General features: G+C 61.9%; 15 protein-coding genes and 1 tRNA gene. 5 read left to right on the top strand and 11 right to left on the bottom strand.

What is annotated here, in order from left to right; genetic code table 11:
• Positions 1-6: 6 nt before the first annotated feature.
• From DYI20_RS10490 to DYI20_RS10465, 6 genes are read right to left on the bottom strand one after another with little or no spacing between them, the layout of a single operon-like run.
• Positions 7-1,932, bottom strand: coding sequence for a protein kinase domain-containing protein (locus DYI20_RS10490; RefSeq protein ID WP_122549474.1), 1,926 nt, complete (start codon positions 1,930-1,932; stop codon positions 7-9).
• Positions 1,929-3,395 (bottom strand): penicillin-binding transpeptidase domain-containing protein, encoded by a 1,467-nt coding sequence (locus tag DYI20_RS10485; protein WP_122549473.1) that lies wholly within the window; start codon positions 3,393-3,395, stop codon positions 1,929-1,931. Before DYI20_RS10485 ends, DYI20_RS10490 begins: the two co-directional genes overlap by 4 nt.
• Positions 3,392-4,858 carry an FtsW/RodA/SpoVE family cell cycle protein gene (locus DYI20_RS10480; RefSeq protein WP_122549472.1) on the bottom strand — a complete coding sequence of 489 codons (1,467 nt, stop codon included), beginning with the start codon at positions 4,856-4,858 and terminating at the stop codon, positions 3,392-3,394. The genes DYI20_RS10485 and DYI20_RS10480 overlap by 4 nt, the downstream gene beginning before the upstream one ends.
• Positions 4,855-6,357: a PP2C family protein-serine/threonine phosphatase gene (locus DYI20_RS10475; RefSeq protein ID WP_233492016.1), complete on the bottom strand. Its 1,503-nt coding sequence runs from the start codon at positions 6,355-6,357 to the stop codon at positions 4,855-4,857. The genes DYI20_RS10480 and DYI20_RS10475 overlap by 4 nt, the downstream gene beginning before the upstream one ends.
• Before the next feature lie 11 nt (positions 6,358-6,368).
• Positions 6,369-6,875 (bottom strand): FHA domain-containing protein FhaB/FipA, encoded by a 507-nt coding sequence (locus DYI20_RS10470; protein ID WP_110101473.1) that lies wholly within the window; start codon positions 6,873-6,875, stop codon positions 6,369-6,371.
• Positions 6,875-7,657, bottom strand: a complete 783-nt coding sequence (locus DYI20_RS10465; RefSeq protein ID WP_208392284.1) for an FHA domain-containing protein — start codon at positions 7,655-7,657, stop codon at positions 6,875-6,877. Before DYI20_RS10465 ends, DYI20_RS10470 begins: the two co-directional genes overlap by 1 nt.
• Positions 7,658-7,953: 296 nt before the next feature.
• Here DYI20_RS10465 and DYI20_RS10460 point away from each other — a divergent pair.
• Positions 7,954-8,037: transfer RNA gene (locus DYI20_RS10460), tRNA-Leu, on the top strand.
• Between the two features lie 163 nt (positions 8,038-8,200).
• On the top strand, positions 8,201-8,716 hold the full coding sequence (locus DYI20_RS10455; RefSeq protein ID WP_122549471.1) for a methylated-DNA--[protein]-cysteine S-methyltransferase: 516 nt from the start codon (positions 8,201-8,203) through the stop codon (positions 8,714-8,716).
• 102 nt (positions 8,717-8,818) lie between these two features.
• Here DYI20_RS10455 and DYI20_RS10450 read toward each other — a convergent pair whose 3' ends face one another.
• Genes DYI20_RS10450 through speB form a run of 3 tightly spaced genes read right to left on the bottom strand, consistent with a single transcriptional unit; the run spans position 8,819 to position 12,983 of the window.
• Positions 8,819-10,204, bottom strand: a complete 1,386-nt coding sequence (locus tag DYI20_RS10450) for a YjiH family protein (RefSeq protein WP_243857794.1) — start codon at positions 10,202-10,204, stop codon at positions 8,819-8,821.
• Positions 10,201-11,970 carry a flavin monoamine oxidase family protein gene (locus tag DYI20_RS10445; protein ID WP_243857793.1) on the bottom strand — a complete coding sequence of 590 codons (1,770 nt, stop codon included), beginning with the start codon at positions 11,968-11,970 and terminating at the stop codon, positions 10,201-10,203. Before DYI20_RS10445 ends, DYI20_RS10450 begins: the two co-directional genes overlap by 4 nt.
• Before the next feature lie 53 nt (positions 11,971-12,023).
• Positions 12,024-12,983: an agmatinase gene (gene speB, locus DYI20_RS10440; protein WP_110099227.1), complete on the bottom strand. Its 960-nt coding sequence runs from the start codon at positions 12,981-12,983 to the stop codon at positions 12,024-12,026.
• 272 nt (positions 12,984-13,255) lie between these two features.
• Here speB and DYI20_RS10435 point away from each other — a divergent pair, with 272 nt between their 5' ends.
• From DYI20_RS10435 to DYI20_RS10425, 3 genes are read left to right on the top strand one after another with little or no spacing between them, the layout of a single operon-like run.
• Entirely contained in the window at positions 13,256-14,092 is an 837-nt protein-coding gene (locus DYI20_RS10435; protein ID WP_122549482.1) for a nitrilase-related carbon-nitrogen hydrolase, read from the top strand.
• Positions 14,089-14,997 (top strand): Lrp/AsnC family transcriptional regulator, encoded by a 909-nt coding sequence (locus tag DYI20_RS10430; protein ID WP_110101489.1) that lies wholly within the window; start codon positions 14,089-14,091, stop codon positions 14,995-14,997. The genes DYI20_RS10435 and DYI20_RS10430 overlap by 4 nt, the downstream gene beginning before the upstream one ends.
• A 35-nt stretch (positions 14,998-15,032) precedes the next feature.
• Entirely contained in the window at positions 15,033-15,722 is a 690-nt protein-coding gene (locus DYI20_RS10425) for a LysR family transcriptional regulator substrate-binding protein (protein WP_122549470.1), read from the top strand.
• Here the strand turns inward: DYI20_RS10425 and DYI20_RS10420 are convergent.
• Positions 15,719-16,609 (bottom strand): uracil-xanthine permease family protein, encoded by an 891-nt coding sequence (locus DYI20_RS10420; RefSeq protein ID WP_425320829.1) that lies wholly within the window; start codon positions 16,607-16,609, stop codon positions 15,719-15,721. The genes DYI20_RS10425 and DYI20_RS10420 overlap by 4 nt on opposite strands.
• On the bottom strand, positions 16,606-16,805 hold a 200-nt coding region (locus DYI20_RS10415; RefSeq protein ID WP_146206787.1), incomplete at its 5' end, for a transposase. The genes DYI20_RS10420 and DYI20_RS10415, both read right to left, overlap by 4 nt.

The raw sequence follows: 16,805 nt of genomic DNA, 5'->3' as shown, positions 1-16,805 counted from the left end.
GAACCGCTAGGCGAGCAGGGAATTGCCGTGTGAGTACCGGTTTTCGTGGCTGGAGGTCTCCCGGTGATTTTGTTCGGAACGGTTCTGCGGTGCCTGGTCGTGAAGTTCGGCGTTGCGCTGAGACTGCGCGTTACCGTTCTGCTCACCCTGCCCGTTGGTCGCTGTCTGACCCGGGTTTTGTTGGCCACCCTGCTGGGTTTGGCCACCACCGTTGGCCTGGCCGTTGCCCTGACCATTGCCCTGACCGTTGCCGGGCTGTTCGTCCGGGGTCTGCTGTTGCTGAGTTGGCTCCGGTTGCTGGGTGGGTTCCGGTTGGTCCTGCTGGGTCTGTTGGGGTCGTGGTTGGTGGGTTTGTTGCCGGCGTTGTTGCTGCTGGTTCTGCGGCGGTGCCTGTTGCTGTTGTTGGGTTTGCTGGGGCTGCTGCTGGTTCTGCGGCGGTGCCTGTTGTTGCTGTTGTTGCTGTTGGGTGCCGGGGTCCTGCTGCTGGCCACCCTGACCATTCGAGTAGTTCACGGTAATTTCGCTCCCCTCGGCCACCGTTCCGGTGGGGTTCAGCGAGAGCACCTCACCGGCTGGAGCACTATCGTCGCGCTCCTGCGTAGTGACCTCAAAGCCCAAATCCGTCAGTTCTTCTTCGACCTCGTCAACCTGACGGCCGACGTAGTCGTCGGCATTGACCTCCACGGAGGCTTCCGAAGCGGATTCGGTGGGCTCGGGATCGGGCTCCTCGTCGTTATTCAGTACCGAGGAGATCCACATTCCGATCACGGTGAACAGCACCAAAATGATCAACCCGATCAGTGGCCAGGTCCAGGGGCTACGCTTGCGTGTGCCCGGTGAGCCGGAGTCACCTTCGCCTGTTTCGTCCACACTGAGTGGTTCGTGGCCGGGCTCAGCGTCCTCGTCCAGGGTTCCTTCCCCGGTCCCGGTCAGCGGCAAGGCGGCGGTGGCTGGGTTGGTTTGCTCGGCTGCCAGAGCCTGGGTGCGTTCACCACCGGTGTCGATGGCTTGAGTCTGTATGGCCTGGGTGGCGGTATCTTCGTCGCCACCGGTTGCGGCGGAGCCGGACAGGAAGGGAATCATCCCCGGCACCGCACCGACGGCGGCGTCAGTGTCATCACGATGCAGTGCTTCGGCTGCGGTGGCCAGGGCATTGGCGTCTTGGGGCCGGTCTTCGGGTTCCTTGGACAGCATCGACATCACCAGCGCGCGGACCGGTTCCGGAATGGACTCCGGCAATTCCGGCGGGGCGTCGTTGACCTGGGCTAGGGCGATGGCGATCTGGGATTCGCCGGTGAAGGGGCGGTGCCCAGCTAGGCACTCATAGGCGATAATGCCCAGCGAGTAGATGTCGGAGGATCCGGTGGCTTGCTGGCCGGTGGCCTGTTCCGGGGCCAGGTATTGGGCGGTACCCATGACCTGGCCGGTGGCGGTCAGCGGGACTTGGTCGGCCAGGCGAGCGATGCCGAAGTCGGTGACTTTCACCCGGTCATTGGCGGTGATCAACAGGTTGCCGGGTTTAACGTCACGGTGGACCAGACCTTGGGCGTGAGCGGCAGACAGTGCCCGGGCGGTCTGGGCAATGATGGTCAGGGTCCGATCGGCGGAGAGGACCTTTTCCTTCTCCAAAATGGCGCTCAGCGGTGGGCCATCAACGAGCTCCATGACCAGGTAGCCACAGCCCTCTTCTTCGCCATAGTCGAAGACATTGGCCACCCCGGGGTGGTTCAGTAGCGCGGTGTGCTGTGCCTCGGCACGGAACCGGCGTAGGAAATTGGTATCACCGGTATATTCCTCTTTGAGGATTTTGATCGCGGTAATGCGACCCAATACCGTATCGCGAGCCTTCCATACTTCACCCATACCGCCAATGGCGATGCGATCGGTGAGCTGGTAGCGCCCGCCCAGCGTCATCCCGGATGTTGGTCTCACTGCTCGACCACCGCCTCCATGATCTTCTTCATATTATCTACCGTCAGTTGGTGCCCCGTGTCATATGGAACGTCTTCGTAAACCAGCGTGACCGCCACCTGGGGATCATCGGCCGGAGCAAAGCCGGTGATCCAGGAGTGCACTGTGGTATCGGCACCGGTGGAGTCTGAGATCTGACCGGTACCGGTCTTGGCTGCAATATCAACCTGATTGGATCGGGACGAGATCGCGGTACCAGATTGCACGGCTTCCTGCATCATGCCGGTGAGCTCGTTAGCGGTCTCGGCACTGATCGGCTCGGAGTAGACCTCGGGTTCGGGGTCCTGCAGCAAGTTCAGATCGGGACCGCGCACCGTATCGATCAGCTGGGGTTTCATCAGTGTGCCGTCGTTCGCAATACCGGCGGCCACCATGTTCATCTGCAAAGCGGTGGCGCGGACATCCACCGCACCCAGAATCGACTGGGCCAGGGTGGCGTCGGGTAACTGCTCGGTGGGGAAGCTGGAATTAGTCGCGGTTAGTGGCATGTCAAAGGTGTCGTTGAAGCCGAAGGCCTCTGCCATCTCCACAATCGGTTCCTGTCCCATCTCCATGGCCGCAGTGGCGAACGGAGTATTACAGGACTGAGCGAAGATATAGCGGAAATCAGCCTGGTTAGGACTACTGCAGAGGCCACCTTCGAAGTTGCGCAACTGCAGACCGTCGGTCTGTGGCAGCGTAATGGAGTTTGGCAGATCTAAGGTGGTATCGGGATCGTAGTCGCCGGACTCGAGCATGGCCGAGGCCTGGATCAGCTTAAAGGTGGAGCCCGGTGCCACCGCCTCTTGGGTGGCGGCGGTGCGATAGGGGGAGAGCCCTTCTTGGGAGGTGATCTCTTCCATATTCTGCCGTGCTTCAGCACCGGAATGGGTGGCCAGCAGGTTGGTGTCGTAGCTGGGCTTGGAAGCCATGGCCAGAACGTCGCCGGTGGCCGGATCGGAGATCACCACCGAGGCTTTAATCCCGTCGGGAAGCACCGAATAGGCGATCTCTTGCATCTGTGGGTCAATGGTGAGTTCGACCTGGGCGCCACGTTGCTCGCCACCGGTCAACAAGTTGTTCAGCCGGTCAGCAATCATTCCGTCGGCGGTTCCCGACAGTTCGGCATTCAGTTTATTTTCCAGTCCGGTGGCCCCGTAGGTCAGCGAGTAGAAGCCGGTCAGGCCCGAGTACTTCTCGGGCTCGTGGTAGACGCGCTGGTAGTCAAAGTTATCTGAGTCGGCCGGGACCGATTCAGCAATAGGTTCGCCATCGACCAGAATCGGGCCACGGTTGGAGCCAAATTGCTGGTACAGCTGGCGCGTATTGGCTTCATTCTTGTTCAGCTCTTGGGCGCCAATGACTTGCACATAGCTGGCGGCAGCCAACAGCACCACGAACATGGCCACCAACACCATCCAGGCGTGACGGATTGATTGGTTCACTGGTGACCACCACCAGCGGTGGCCGGAGGGGTGCTGGACGGCTGGGTGCTGACCGGCTGCGGGGTGCTCGGCGTAGCACCTTCGGCATGGGCGCGGTCACCGGTACCGGATCCGTCTCCGGAGGCGTTGACCATGGGGCCGACGATGATCGGGCGCCGGGCCGCATGGGAGACCATCAGCACCAGGGCCACAATGATCCAGTTGGCCAGAATTGAGGTACCACCGGCGGCCATGAAGGGTGTGGTCAGACCGGTGAGCGGAATGACGCGTAAGACTCCGCCCATCACCACGAAGCACTGGATCCCGATGGAGACCGCCAACCCGGCGGCCAACAGTTTTCCGAAGGAGTCGCGGGCGCCCAGAGCAGCGCGGATGAACCGGGTTATTAGCAAGACAAAGAGCAGGATAATGGCGGCCAGACCGACAAAGCCGACTTCTTCACCGAAGCTGGCGATAATCATATCCGAGTTGGCCGCATACACCAGGTCCGGCCGACCGCCACCCAGTCCGGTGCCTAGCAGACCCCCGGAGGCCAACCCGAACAGGCCCTGCACCACCTGGTGGGAGCCTCCCTGGGCGTTGATGACCTCGGGGTCGAAGGCGTTCAGCCAGCCGTTGATGCGGGCTTGGACGTGGTCGAAAGTCGAGACGGCGAAGGTGCCGCCGATTGCCACCGCGAGCAGACCGAGGATGATCCAGGACAGCCGGGAGGTGGCCAGGTAGATCATGGCCAGAAAGAGGCCGAAAAACAAAACCGCTGAACCCAGGTCGCGCTGGAAGATCAGCACGCCCATCGAGATCAGCCAGGCAACGACCAGCGGGGCCAGGTCGCGCACGCGTGGGAATGCCATGGGACCGATTTTCTTCCCGGCCAACAGGATCAAGTCGCGGTTGGCCGAAAGGTAGCCGGCGAAGAAGATGGCCAGGGTGATCTTGGCGATTTCACCGGGCTGGAATTGACCGATGCCGAGGTTGACCCAAATGCGGGCACCGTTGATCTCCATGCCGAGCCCGGGGATCAGTGGCAACACCAGCATCACACCGGAGGCAACCAAGAACAGGTAGGTCCAGTTGCGTAGTCTGCGGTGATCGTTGAGGAACCACAGAATGCCCATGGCGATCACCATGGCCAAGGTGGTCCAGACCAGCTGGGAACTGGCGAAGTGGGTTTGGGGGTCTTTGGCCAGGTCCAACCGGTGGATCATCGCGATCCCCAGACCGTTCAGGGTCAGCACGATCGGCAGAATGTAGGGGTCGGCGTAGCGCGCTTTGACGCGCAACACGACATGGAAGGCGAAGGCCAACACGGTCATCACCCCGGCCTGGATCCAGTAGTCGTTGGTGATCGGGGTTTCCATGCCGATACCGGCCAGTACGTTAGCGGCGATGCCGATGGCTAGGGCCAGGATGATCAGCAGCAGCTCGGTGGCCCGGCGGGGACGGGAGGGGGAGACGACGGTCATGATCCGGTACCTCCAATCGCTCCGCCGGTGGCGCCAGCGACGGCACCCGATGCGCGAGAATTGCTGACCTCGGGAATATCGGGGTCGGTCGGTTGGGGGGAGGGCAACTCCACCGGCGGTGCTTCAGGGATCATGGAGCTGCGCAGATCTTCCAAAATATCGTGGGCGTGGTTGAGATCCTGGGCGGTCAGCCCGGACTCGACCCGTTGCCGGGTGTAGCCGGGGAGTCGGTCTAGGGGGATATCGGTGGTTTCTTCGACCTGGGAGAGCTCGATCGGGCCCAGATCCTGGGCGACACCACGGTATACGGCCACGTGGTCGCCATCAACACCGACGTAGTACTGGTTCTGGGACCACAAGTAGCCGGCGATCCCGCCACCGACAATGAGCACCACGATGGTGAGCAATGCTGCGATCAATGGCCAGTTGCGTCCGCGCGGGCGCGAGGTGTCGGTATCGTCGGAGAAGTCTTCGGAGGTGCCATTCAGCGTGCGGTAGGGGATCGGCTGGTACGTCTTCTCAGCTCGTGGGGCATCCAGGGCCTGCGGGGTGCCGTGCAACAGCGCGGCGGCTCGTTTGGCCGAGGATGAGCGGGTCACGATCGGAATCTGGTCGGTGTCGGTGGCCAGCGCGGCGGCACCAACCAGCAGGTGCGGACGTTTGCCCAAATCGTGACGTAATAGCGCCGCAGAAACCGGGGATTGGGGGTCGGATTCGGAGATCTCCCGGGCGGAACGGGTCAGCTCGGTAGTGTCTTCTTCCACCGGGGCCAGACGGCTGGTCTCATCCTCGGGCACGGTTTCGAAGATCACGACGGTGACGTTATCGGGAGATCCTCCGGCCAAGGTCAGGTCGACCAATTCCTCGACCGCCTGCTCAATGTCGTCGGCCGAACGTAGTTTTTCTTCGATGATGTTGTCGGCCACCACGGCGTTGAGTCCGTCGGAGCACAACAGCCAGCGTTCGCCGGGCTGGGCAGCAAAGGTGGACACATCCAGTTCGGGGGAGGCATCAACGTCGCCGAGCACGCGCATCAACACGTTTTTATGCGGGTGAGATTCGGCATCGGCCGGGTCGAGACGGCCTTCATCGATCAGCCGCTGGACGAAGGTGTGGTCTTTACTGATTTGCTCAAAGGTGTCGTTTTTCAGGCGATAGGCCCGAGAGTCACCAATGTGAGCCATGTGCAACTGGTCGTGATCGACCAGTAAAGCGGTGCAGGTGGTACCCATTCCCGCCAGTTTGGGGTTGGTATTGACCAGGTCGTTGAGAATCAGGTTGGCGGATTGAATTTCATCGGCCAGCACATTCTCGGGGTCTTGCTGATCGGGCCGATCCAATGGTGCCAAATCCAGCACGGTTGAGGCGGAGGCGACATCGCCCCCGACGTGTCCGCCCATTCCATCGGCGACCACCGCGAAGTAACGACCCACATAGGCTGAGTCATCGTTCTTGGCGCGGACTCTACCCACATCGGATCGGGCGGCAAAATTCAGCATTAAAGCCATTGTTATTGCCTCAGCTCCAGCACGGTTTTACCGATGCGAATCGGGGTGCCGGGCTCCACAGCGAGGGTGCGCGCCAGTTGCGCGCCGTTGATATAGGTGCCATTGGTGGATCCGAGGTCTTCGAGGAACCAGCGGGTACCCTGCGGGAACAGGCGAGCATGGCGCCCGGAGACATAATCATCATCCAGCACCAGGTCGCATTCGGCGGCGCGCCCCATCATCAGTGGCGCGCCCTGTAAATCCACGATATGTCCGGACAGGGGCCCTTCGGTGACTACCAACTGGGTGGCCAAAGCGCGTGGAGGGGCGCTCGGGGCATCAGCGCGGGGTCCTTGGCTGGCCGGGGCTCCGTCGGGGGAGACGGCAATCGCATCGGCCTGTTGACCGCGGACTTTATTACGACGGCCCACCATCAAATCTCGGCCCTGCGAGGCGACGATGGCAATGATCAACACCCATAGGGCGGCCAGCAAACCCAAACGAAGGGCAGCGACGGCGAGTTCGCTCATTAAAACCCTCCCTGCCGGGACTGTTGTTTCGGCACCATCCGGAAGGTCATCCGAGTGCGTCCGGCGGTCACGGTATCCCCGTGGCGCAAGACGGCCGAGCCTTGGGCCTTCTGACCGTTGATATAAAAGCCGTTGGTGGAGCCCAGGTCGACGGCGGTCACGCTGTCTCCGTGCACGCGCACCTCCAGGTGGCGACGAGAAATCCCGGGATCTTGGATCGTGATATCAGCCTCGGACGAGCGACCAATCACGACAGACGCAGACGTGAAGGAGTAGGTGGTCCCGTCAATTTCGAGAACCGGTTGGAGCTGGGTGGGCGCAACAGGCGCTGGTTGCCGGGCGCGTTGTTGTCGCGGTGCCGGTGCTGGGGTGGACTGCGCGGCCTGCGTTTCGGATTCGATCGAGATATCACCGCGGGAGACGTTCTGATCTTCCAGGAAGGTCACACGCACCGGCCCCTGGAGCGTATAGCCCTGCTCGGAAGAGTGACGGATGACCTCATCGCAGAGCTCTTCAGCCAATGCTGAACCCCAGTGTCGAATCTGTTCAAAGTTCTGGGGTGAGAACGAGATCGAAAAGACATTGGGCACCAGAGTCCGGCCCTCGTGTAGTGAGATGGATTCGCGATCCAAGTGCAATCGTAGCGCGTTAGCGATCTCAACGGGCTTGACCTTACGAGCGCCACCGGCGGTGAAGACCGTTCGCACGGCACGTTCGAGGCCGCGTTCGAGATTGTCGAGTACTCCCACCGAGGCACCCCCTTCGTCAATAATCTGGGTCAATTTTAGGAGATGAACATGAACACACCTCGGACATGACCTAACAGGCCGAGGAGGTGTTCTCTCCTCACGTCAGAGTACTAAAGTGTAATGCCCTTGCGTATCTTTGGGCTACACGGGTCACAACTTCCTCGACCATACACCCTGTTTTCAAGCGGAAATGCGAGAAAAACGTGGCTCAGTTGTGATCCTTCTCTACGAAAGGCTTCACGATTAGGTGAATCGAGCTCCCTATGACTATGATAGTTTTCGCTGTGCAACCCACGGTGGTGACTCGCTGTGGAACAGTACCATGATTTGCGCGAGTGGCGGAATTGGTAGACGCGCTGGCTTCAGGTGCCAGTGATCGCAAGATCGTGGGGGTTCAAGTCCCCCCTCGCGCACCGTGAGAAAAGGCCTCTGACCGGAAAGAAGAGATCCGGTCGAGGTCTTTTTCGTTTAATTCTTCCCCGCCGAAGACACTGGGTGCCCGGATACTCACGCGATGTCCCACGCGTGGGCTAATGTGATGATTACCACGCGCCGAGTTGGAAGGATGAGCGCATCATGACCACTGAACGACAGTACTATCGCGTCATCGAGACGCCGGTGACTCCTTTACTCCTGGTGGCCAACGCTCAGACCGTACTGGCCGTAGAATTCGTCGACGACTCCGACGCAGTGTTGCAGTTTCTTCAGGAACGCTTCCCGGGCGCGAGGGAACGGAAATCCTCACGCGTGCTGAACCGAGCCGAGACCCAATTAACGGAGTACTTCCAGGGTGAGCGAGAAGCGTTTACCATCCCCATAGCGCTTCCGGTAGCGGAGAACTTTTTGGCCCGCGTGCAGCGAGCTCTGCTCGATATTCCTTACGGAACGACCCTGACCTATGCGCAGGTAGCCGATCAGCTAGGTGCCGAGGGTGCAGCTCGTGCGGTGGGTGCAGGTTGTTCTAGTAATCCGTTGCCGATTCTGGTGCCGTGCCACCGTGTGGTGCCCGCTTCCGGAGGGTTCGGTGGCTATCGCGGGGGAGAGGACTGGAAACGGTATCTATTAGAGCTGGAGTCCAGCGCCCGAGCGTGAACTTGGTGCACATCGAGTACCACGATAGGCCGGATAGCAATCACCACCCCGGAGCACCGTGGCCTCCGGGGTGGTGATGACACGCTCGCTGGATCGTGTTGATTAGTAGAACAGGTGGGCGATCGCGACGATAACGGGCAGTGTGATCAGGGTGCGTAGCAGGAAAATCGCCACCAGGTGGTGGAAGCGCACCGGGATCCGGGAGGCGAGCAACATGCCACCCACCTCGGACATGAAGATCAGCTGTGTGACTGACAGGGCGCCAATGATGAACCGGGTCATCTCCGCGTCGATCGAAGCCGCGAACGCTGCCGGCAGGAGCATATCGGCAAAGCCGATCAGCATGGTCGCCGACGCCTCTTCGGCCTCCGGGACCTGCATGAGGTCCAGGACCGGAATGAACGGGGCACCCAACCAGGTGAACAACGGGGTGTGTTCGGCAAGCATCACCGACGCGGTACCGATCGCGAGGATACTGGGCACGACCACGACCCACATCTCTAAGACGTTGGAGAATCCGTGCCGGACGACTGAGCCCAAGTGCACCTCACAGCCCCGTTTGAGCCCGCTATTCCAGGCCCGACGCAACAGCCCGCGCCGTGGAGGAGCTGTCTCTTCTGGCTGGGGAGTTACCCCTTCAGCGTAGTCATCGGAAATTCGTGACAGTGGTGGGATGCGCACCATCACGACGCCGGCGACGAGGCCGGCGACAACGATGGTGAGGTAAAACGGCAGGAACATGTGCTGTAGGCCCAGGTATTCCAGGATCACAACAGTAAAGGTCACCGAGACAATATTGAAGGTGGTACCCAATACCGCGGCTTCGCGCTTGGTGTAGTACCCCTGCACGTACTGTTGGTTGGCCATCAGCACGCCAATGGAACCGTCTCCGAGCCACGAGCTCAGGCAGACCACCGAGGAACGACCGGGCAACCGGAAGAGCGGGCGCATCAATCGGGTCATCAGCGCACCGACAAAATCCAGCAATCCGAAGTTCAACAGTAGCGGTAGTAACAGGCCGGCCAGGAAGAACACCGACACCAGCACCGTGGCCAGATCCATGATCACCATACCGGTGTTCTCGCCCCACACTTGCTCTGGCCCGAGCTGCAGGACGATGAGCACCGCGAACACGAGGCCCAATACGCGTACTGTCATCCACATCCAGCCGATGTCGAATAGCGTGCGACCCAGGTGGTTATCCAGGAAGGCGGGTCGTGCAGTCCACCAGACCAACGTGCCGATCACCGATATGGCGACCAGTGCGACGACGATCCACGGCACGAGAACACCGAGGGCGGTGGTCAGGGAATCGGAGAGAAAAGCGATCGGGATGGTCACGGAACCGGCGCCGTCGGGTACCGGAACCATGAAGATCAGCACCCCGACGAGCGAGGGTAGGAGGAACCACCAGGTGCTGGAGGCCCGGGGACGGGTCGGCTGGGCCGTCTCATCGGGGTGGGGGGTGGACGTCGACATCTCACTCATCGGATACCGTCCTTTGTGTTGCCCGATGGAGCCGAACCGGAAGCCATCGAAGTCATATCAGTGTTATCAGTGGTGTTGATGTTGTGTATGCGGTCCAGGCGCACCGGAGCGAGCTCGTCCCACACGTCCCCGGGACCGGGGTTCTCGGGGGCGCAGGCTCCGCCGAGGTGGCGGGCCACGCCCCAGACTGCGTTCAACGCGGTGGTCACCGCGCCCTCGGCCCAGCCGGCGGTGAAGGAGATATCGTCACCGGCCAGGAAGATCCCGCGCTGGTGTTCCGCCAGGTCGTCTTGGATGAAGTGGCCGAATAACCGCTCCTGGTACCGGTAATGCCCGGGCAGGTTATTCTTGAACGCGCCCATGAAGTTCGGGTCTGCCTCCCACGAGACGGTGATCGGTTCCCCGACGATGTGGGATCCGATATCCAGACCGGGATAGATCTTGTGGAGCGAGTGTAGCATCAGCCGGGTGCGCTCAGAAGCATCCAGAGACAACCACTTTAACGCGTCGTCATTCCAGGTGTAGGACAGCAGGATCGTTGCGGGCTTATCGGGCCCATCATCCAGCAGGTAGGTCGCGCGGGGGAGCCGGTCGGTCAGCGTCATCGACATCGCCGGGCGCCCCGTTTGCGGGTCCACATCGCGCCAGAACGGGCGGTCCACCATCACGAAGGTCTTAGAGGAGAGCATGTAGTGGCTCTTTTCGATGGCGGTCCACATATCGGCGGTAAATAGGGACTCATCGGTGTCGATCCGGCTGGAGAGCAACCAGGACTGGCAGGTCACCACCGCGGCAGCGTACTCGCGGGTGCGACCCCACTTCTCCTTGATGCGGATGCCCCCGGACAGTTCTGGATTCTCAGCCTGATGGATGCCGGTCACCGCACCTCGCGGGGTGCCTGCATGCAGAGACGCCAGGGAGGTGCCGACTGGCCAATACACCAGGTCTTCGGGGGCGTGCTCCCAGAGTTCCAGTGGTAAGCGCTGTGCCCCACCGACGATACCACGGTGCTGGTCATCGGCATCGGTGAACACCACGCGCAACACCTCCAGGATCGAGTTCGTGAAATCGGTATCCCAGCCACCGGATCCGAAGCCGACCTGGCCAAAGGTCTCCAGGTGTTCGAAGCTCAGCTCACCAAACGCCTGGGAGGATGCGAGGAACCCGTAAAACGAGGTGTCGTCGTGCGTGGCGACAAGCTCATTCCACAGACGCTTCAGCGTGGCGGTGTCCCGGGTCCGGATGGCGGTTTGTACGGCTTCGAGCTCGGCGTCCTCCACCAAGGCGCGTTTCCACGCCCGGGCCACCTGCTGATAGAACTCGGGAAGATCCTCGGCGGATTCCGCATAGATCGTCTGGTTTTTCAGCTCCACTACAGTGGAAGGAGTGACATCGGCCAGAGGGTTCGGGAATGCGCGGGTTTCCAGCCCCAACTTGTCCACATAGTGGTAAAAGGCCCGACCCGAGACGGGGAAACGCATCCCGCCTAAATCCACGACGACGTCGTCGTTACCGTCGAAAGCTTGGGACTTCAGCCGGCCCCCAATGGCCCCGGCTTCGTAGACGACGGGCTTGAGTCCCATCTTCATCAGCTCGTAGGCGGTGATCACGCCGGCAAGCCCGGCGCCAATGACCGCCACCTCGGTGCCGTAGGCCGATTCGGGAACGGAACCCAGCCCGGCCGGGTGGGCCAAGTAATGGTCATAGCTAAACGGGAAATCAGGGCTGAGCATCGTCAGCGGAGGCTGTTCAGCAGGTGAACTCATGGTGAGCCTTTCGGGATGTGGTCGGAGTGTCGGTCAGCGGGCGGAGCACTGTCTTAGCGCAATGACATGCTCATGGAGGAGATCAGCTCATACACCACGTGGCTGGCAGCGATGCCAGTGAGCTGAGCGTGGTCATAGGCCGGGGCCACCTCAACAACGTCGGCGCCCACGATGTTCAGATCAGAAAGCGAGCGGATGACCCGAAGCAGCTCGCGGCTGGTCATTCCGCCGGCCTCCGGCGTGCCGGTACCGGGGGCGTGGGCCGGGTCCATCACGTCGACATCGATGGAGATATAGACGGGCCGGTCGCCCAACCGGGCGCGAAGACGCTCAATTGCTGCAGCGATGCCGTGTTCTTCGATGTAGACACTGCCGGTGATCTGAAAACCCAGTTTCTCATCGTCGTCGAGATCGTGCTTGCCGTACAGCGGTCCACGCGTACCCAGGTGTGCGCTCGCGGTGAGGTCAATGAATCCTTCCTCGGAGGCGCGACGGAACGGGGTGCCGTGGGTGACCGGGGCACCAAAGTAGGTATCCCACGTGTCCAGGTGGGCGTCAGCGTGCAATACCGCCACCGGGCCGTGTTTCTCGGCCATGACTTTCAGCAGGGGGTAGGCGATGGTGTGGTCGCCACCAATGCACACCAGTCGGTCGGCGCGCTCGAGCAGTTCGCGGGCACCATCAGCCACCTGGGCGACGGCTTCGTCGAGATTGAACGGGTTGGCCACAATGTCCCCAGCATCGGCGACCTGAGCCACAGCGAACGGGGAGATATCTTGGGACGGGTTATACGGACGCAATAGGCGAGAGGACTCACGCACGTGTGAGGGCCCAAAGCGGGCGCCGGGACGGTAGCTGACACCGGTGTCGAAGGGTACCCCGGCCACCGCGATGTCGGCGTGACCGACCTCGTCGAGAGTGGGTAACAGGGCGAAGTTGGCCGCTCCGGCGTAGCGCGGGGTCTGCGATGAGTCACGGGGGCCGATTGGTTCGGAATGGTGCGACGTCGCCATAGCGTCTCCTCAGCTGCAGGTGTGATGTGTGACATAGATATGTTCCCTCGAATACTAAGCGCAGTTTCTGCCCTCAGCAATGTGACAAACGGGTACGATCCGCGTGCTAGAACGCGGATGTGACACGATATCTCACGATAGTGCGCACCAAAGCACCGGTTCAGAGACATTTCACGCACGATGTGTTCACCCTGAGGCTCGTCTGCGCCGAATTCGGCGTGTTGGATGATCGGGTTCTGACCACTAGAGCGGTCGGTAGGCATAATGGGACCATGCGCATCGCCGTGTTCCAGCAGACCGCTAAGCCAGGACAGATCGAGCACAATCTCGCACTGATGGAGATCGCTGCCGAAACCGCCGCAGCCCAGGATGCCGCGCTATTACTCACCCCGGAATTATTCGTGGTCGGATACGCACCGCAGCGCATCCGCGACAAGATCAGCCCCGCAGACGTTGCCTTCGCGCACGGTGAGCTGGCAGACATTGCTCGCCGTTATCGCATCGGACTCGTTTACAGCCTGCCCGGGGATGAAGACCCCGCCTGTCGGGGAATTACCGCCACCCTGGTGGACGCCACCGGCACCCGGCGCGCGCATTATCAGAAGGTTCATCTCTTCGGCCCGGAGGAGAACGCCGCGTTCCAGGCCGGAACCCAAGCCCCACCGGTGGTGGAGTTCGACGGACGACAGGTGGGGTTGGCCGTGTGCTACGACATTGAGTTCCCCGAGATGGCCCGGGCGGTGGCCGCCGCCGGCGCGGATGTTTTGCTGGTACCCACCGCTTTGGCCGGTGATTTTCCGCAGATCCCGCACCTGGTGATTCCGACCCGAGCGCTCGAAAACCGGATGACGGTCGCCTACGCCAATCACGTGGGCACTGCAGACGGATGGGACTTTAAAGGACGCAGCGTAGTGGCCGGTCCCGACGGCGCGGTGCTTGGTGCGCTGCAGGACGAACCGGGGCTCGTCGTGGTTCACGTCCCCGCCCGCCCGCAGCCCGGACCCGAGGGACCGTGGTACCTGCAGGATCGTCGCCCCGAGATCTATCGCCACTGGGACACCGGCAGTTTGTCGCAGTGCGCCCGGAACGATCCTGCCACCCAGTCATGACCCCCGACCTCGACGACGCCCTGATTCAAGCCTTGCGCGAAGACGGCCGGGCCACCTACCGGCAGCTGGCCACCCGACTCGGTGTCCCCCGTAGCTTGGTGTCGACACGGGTGCGAGCTCTGCTCGATTCGGGCGAAATGCGCATCGTGGCCGCGGCCGACCCGGCCTTTGTCGGCGATCGCGCCCTGGCCCATGTCTCGATCACCGGCCAGGGAGATCTCACCGGACTGACCGAGGGGCTATGTGCGCGCCCCGAGATCCCACTGGTCTCAGCGACTTCGGGGCCGGTGGATCTGGTGGCCGAGATCCGCGCCACCGACCAAACCGCGCTACGCGAAACGCTGTGCTGGATTCGCGGGCTCCCCGGGGCCGATACCGTGCGGGTGAACCTCTACACCGACGTCATTCGTGGCACCTTCGCCTCGCACTTCACCGGTGAGGTCACCGTCGACGATATCGATGCCGCTCTGATTGAGCAATTGAACGTTGACGGTCGCACCAGTTACCGCGATCTTGCCGAGCGGGTGCGACTGTCCCAAACCGCGGTGCGGGCTCGGGTGCACCGGATGCTGCAGGCCCGGATCCTGAAGATCAGCGCCGTGGTGCGCCAAGACGCCGGCTCCGCCCGGGTGAAAGTCGGTGTCGGACTCAACCTCGGCGGCGATGAATCCTCCGTGCTGACAACACTGGCCGACAGTCCCGAGACCGAATTCACCGCGCTCACCCTGGGCGGATATGATCTGATCGCCACCGTCTCCGGTGGCTCCCCACCCGAACTATTCGCCCGGCTCGAGCGACTGCGCGCCCTGGATGCGGTCCACCGGATGACCACCTGGTTCCACCTGCACACCGTTAAAGAGGACTACGGTCGATCCGTGTCCTCACTGTCCTCTCTGCGCAGCTGAGCTGTGGGCGGGCCGCCGTCTTTTAAACTGAACCCATGTCCTTACAGTCTGCCGATGTGGCCCAGACCCTGTTTTTGTCCACCATTCCCGGGGCGACCCCCTCGAAATGGGTGCACCGGTTCACCTCCGATGGCTCGACGCGCAGAGTCCAATTGGTCAATCACGACGAGTCCTCGCAAACCCTGTTTTTACAACCGGGCCCGGACGGCACGGTCCGCGGTATTCCACAGTTGGGTTACCTGCGCTGGCGACGCGATGCCAGCTGGCACCAGCGGGTCACCGCCCACGGGCTCGACCCCGATGAGGTGCACCTGGTGTCGTTATACGAAGAAGAACCGGTCATTGTGGTCGGCCTCGATCACCTGCTGGCCGCCTGGGACCCGCAGGCCGATGGGCCCATTCCTGCTGAGGAGCTCACCGAGGGGTTCCTGGACGCTGCCGATTTCGCCCCACCGGTTGCCCCTGATGCCCTGGAGCCACCGGAGGTTCCCGGCGCCGGGGAGCGCATGGCGATCGAGATCGTGGCCACAGGCACCGGCTTCACGCTGTTGCCGGCCTCGGTGGCACGCATGTTCGGGGTCAAACGAACGCTGACCCTGCCCACCACGGCGCATCCGGGCTGGCAGGTTGGGCTAGCTTGGCGACGAGACCTAGACTCCCCGCTAATTCAAGACTTCATCGGGGTCACCAAAGGCCGCCGGCCCTCCTCCCAGCGCTGGACCTAGCCCAGCCGGCCGGGCTCGGCTGGGGAAAATTCCTCGTCTTCGACCGGTTCGGTATCGCGAAGTTTGGCGATCAGCGTCATCAGATGGAAGACGATCAGCGTGGTGCCAGTACCCAGCGCGATGCCACCAAACTGGGCACCGGCCATCGAAATCTGCGGGTCGGCAATGGCCACGATCAGCCCGGCCCCGGCGGCCATGAGGTTAATGGTGTTGGAGAAGTCCACCGAATTCTGCACCCAAATCCGGGCTCCCATGATGCCGATCATGCCATAGAGAATGATCCCGGCCCCGGCGGCCACCCCCGGTGGAATGGTGGCAATCAGGGCCCCGAACTTGGGGAAGAACGCCAGCGCGAAGGCCACCGTGGCCGCCACCCAGTAGGCGGCGGTGGAGTACACCTTCGAGGAGGCCATCACACCAATATTTTCGGCGTAGGTGGTATTACCCACCCCACCGCCGGCACCCGAGAACGTGGTGGCGAGCCCGTCGGCCATCAGGGCTCGACCGTTGTAGCTGTCTAGATTCTCCCGGGTCATCAGCCCCACGGTGCGCACGTGGCCAATATTTTCGGCCACTAACACGAACACCACCGGAACAAACAGGAACACCACGTCTAGGTGGAATTCCGGGGCATGGAACGGTGGCGCCCCCAGCCAGTCGGCCTGCTCCACCGGGGAAAAATCGATCTGCCGCTGGACCAGGGCCAGGAGATACCCGGTGACAATGCCGATCAAAATCGAGAGTCGCCCCAGCATCCCGCGGAATAACACCGCAGCAATGACCAGCGCCGCGGTGGTACCGAAAGTCGTCAGCGGTACCTCCACCATGGCCTCGGTCGTGGACCCGGCCAGATTCAAACCGATCAGAGCCACAATGGGGCTCTTCACAATCGAGGGTGTAGACGGGGCTTGAATCCTCCGCTCTCGAGCAAGGACCTGGCGATGTAGTTGGTGAGATTCCGGAAGCCCAGGGCGGATCCGCGCAGGTGTTCGAGTCGTCCGTTGATGGCCTCGGTGGGTCCGTTGGAGGTTCCGGGGCGGTCGAAGTAGGCCAGGATGTCTGCCGCCCTTTTCTTCAACGTCC

The sequence above is a fragment of the Auritidibacter ignavus genome (assembly GCF_003703835.1).
GTDB classification, from domain to species: Bacteria; Actinomycetota; Actinomycetes; order Actinomycetales; family Micrococcaceae; genus Auritidibacter; species Auritidibacter ignavus.
This window is presented reverse-complemented; position numbering and strand designations above follow the sequence as displayed.

What these genes read in the sequence shown, in the direction of transcription:
- DYI20_RS10480 (WP_122549472.1), bottom strand. Translation starts at nt 4,858, where the DNA reads ATGACCGTCGTCTCCCCCTCCCGTCCCCGCCGGGCCACCGAGCTGCTG.
- DYI20_RS10475 (WP_233492016.1), bottom strand. Translation starts at nt 6,357, where the DNA reads ATGCTGAATTTTGCCGCCCGATCCGATGTGGGTAGAGTCCGCGCCAAG.
- DYI20_RS10450 (WP_243857794.1), bottom strand. Translation starts at nt 10,204, where the DNA reads ATGAGTGAGATGTCGACGTCCACCCCCCACCCCGATGAGACGGCCCAG.
- speB (WP_110099227.1), bottom strand. Translation starts at nt 12,983, where the DNA reads ATGGCGACGTCGCACCATTCCGAACCAATCGGCCCCCGTGACTCATCG.
- DYI20_RS10445 (WP_243857793.1), bottom strand. Translation starts at nt 11,970, where the DNA reads ATGAGTTCACCTGCTGAACAGCCTCCGCTGACGATGCTCAGCCCTGAT.
- DYI20_RS10425 (WP_122549470.1), top strand. Translation starts at nt 15,033, where the DNA reads ATGTCCTTACAGTCTGCCGATGTGGCCCAGACCCTGTTTTTGTCCACC.
- DYI20_RS10455 (WP_122549471.1), top strand. Translation starts at nt 8,201, where the DNA reads ATGACCACTGAACGACAGTACTATCGCGTCATCGAGACGCCGGTGACT.
- DYI20_RS10430 (WP_110101489.1), top strand. Translation starts at nt 14,089, where the DNA reads ATGACCCCCGACCTCGACGACGCCCTGATTCAAGCCTTGCGCGAAGAC.
- DYI20_RS10470 (WP_110101473.1), bottom strand. Translation starts at nt 6,875, where the DNA reads ATGAGCGAACTCGCCGTCGCTGCCCTTCGTTTGGGTTTGCTGGCCGCC.
- DYI20_RS10435 (WP_122549482.1), top strand. Translation starts at nt 13,256, where the DNA reads ATGCGCATCGCCGTGTTCCAGCAGACCGCTAAGCCAGGACAGATCGAG.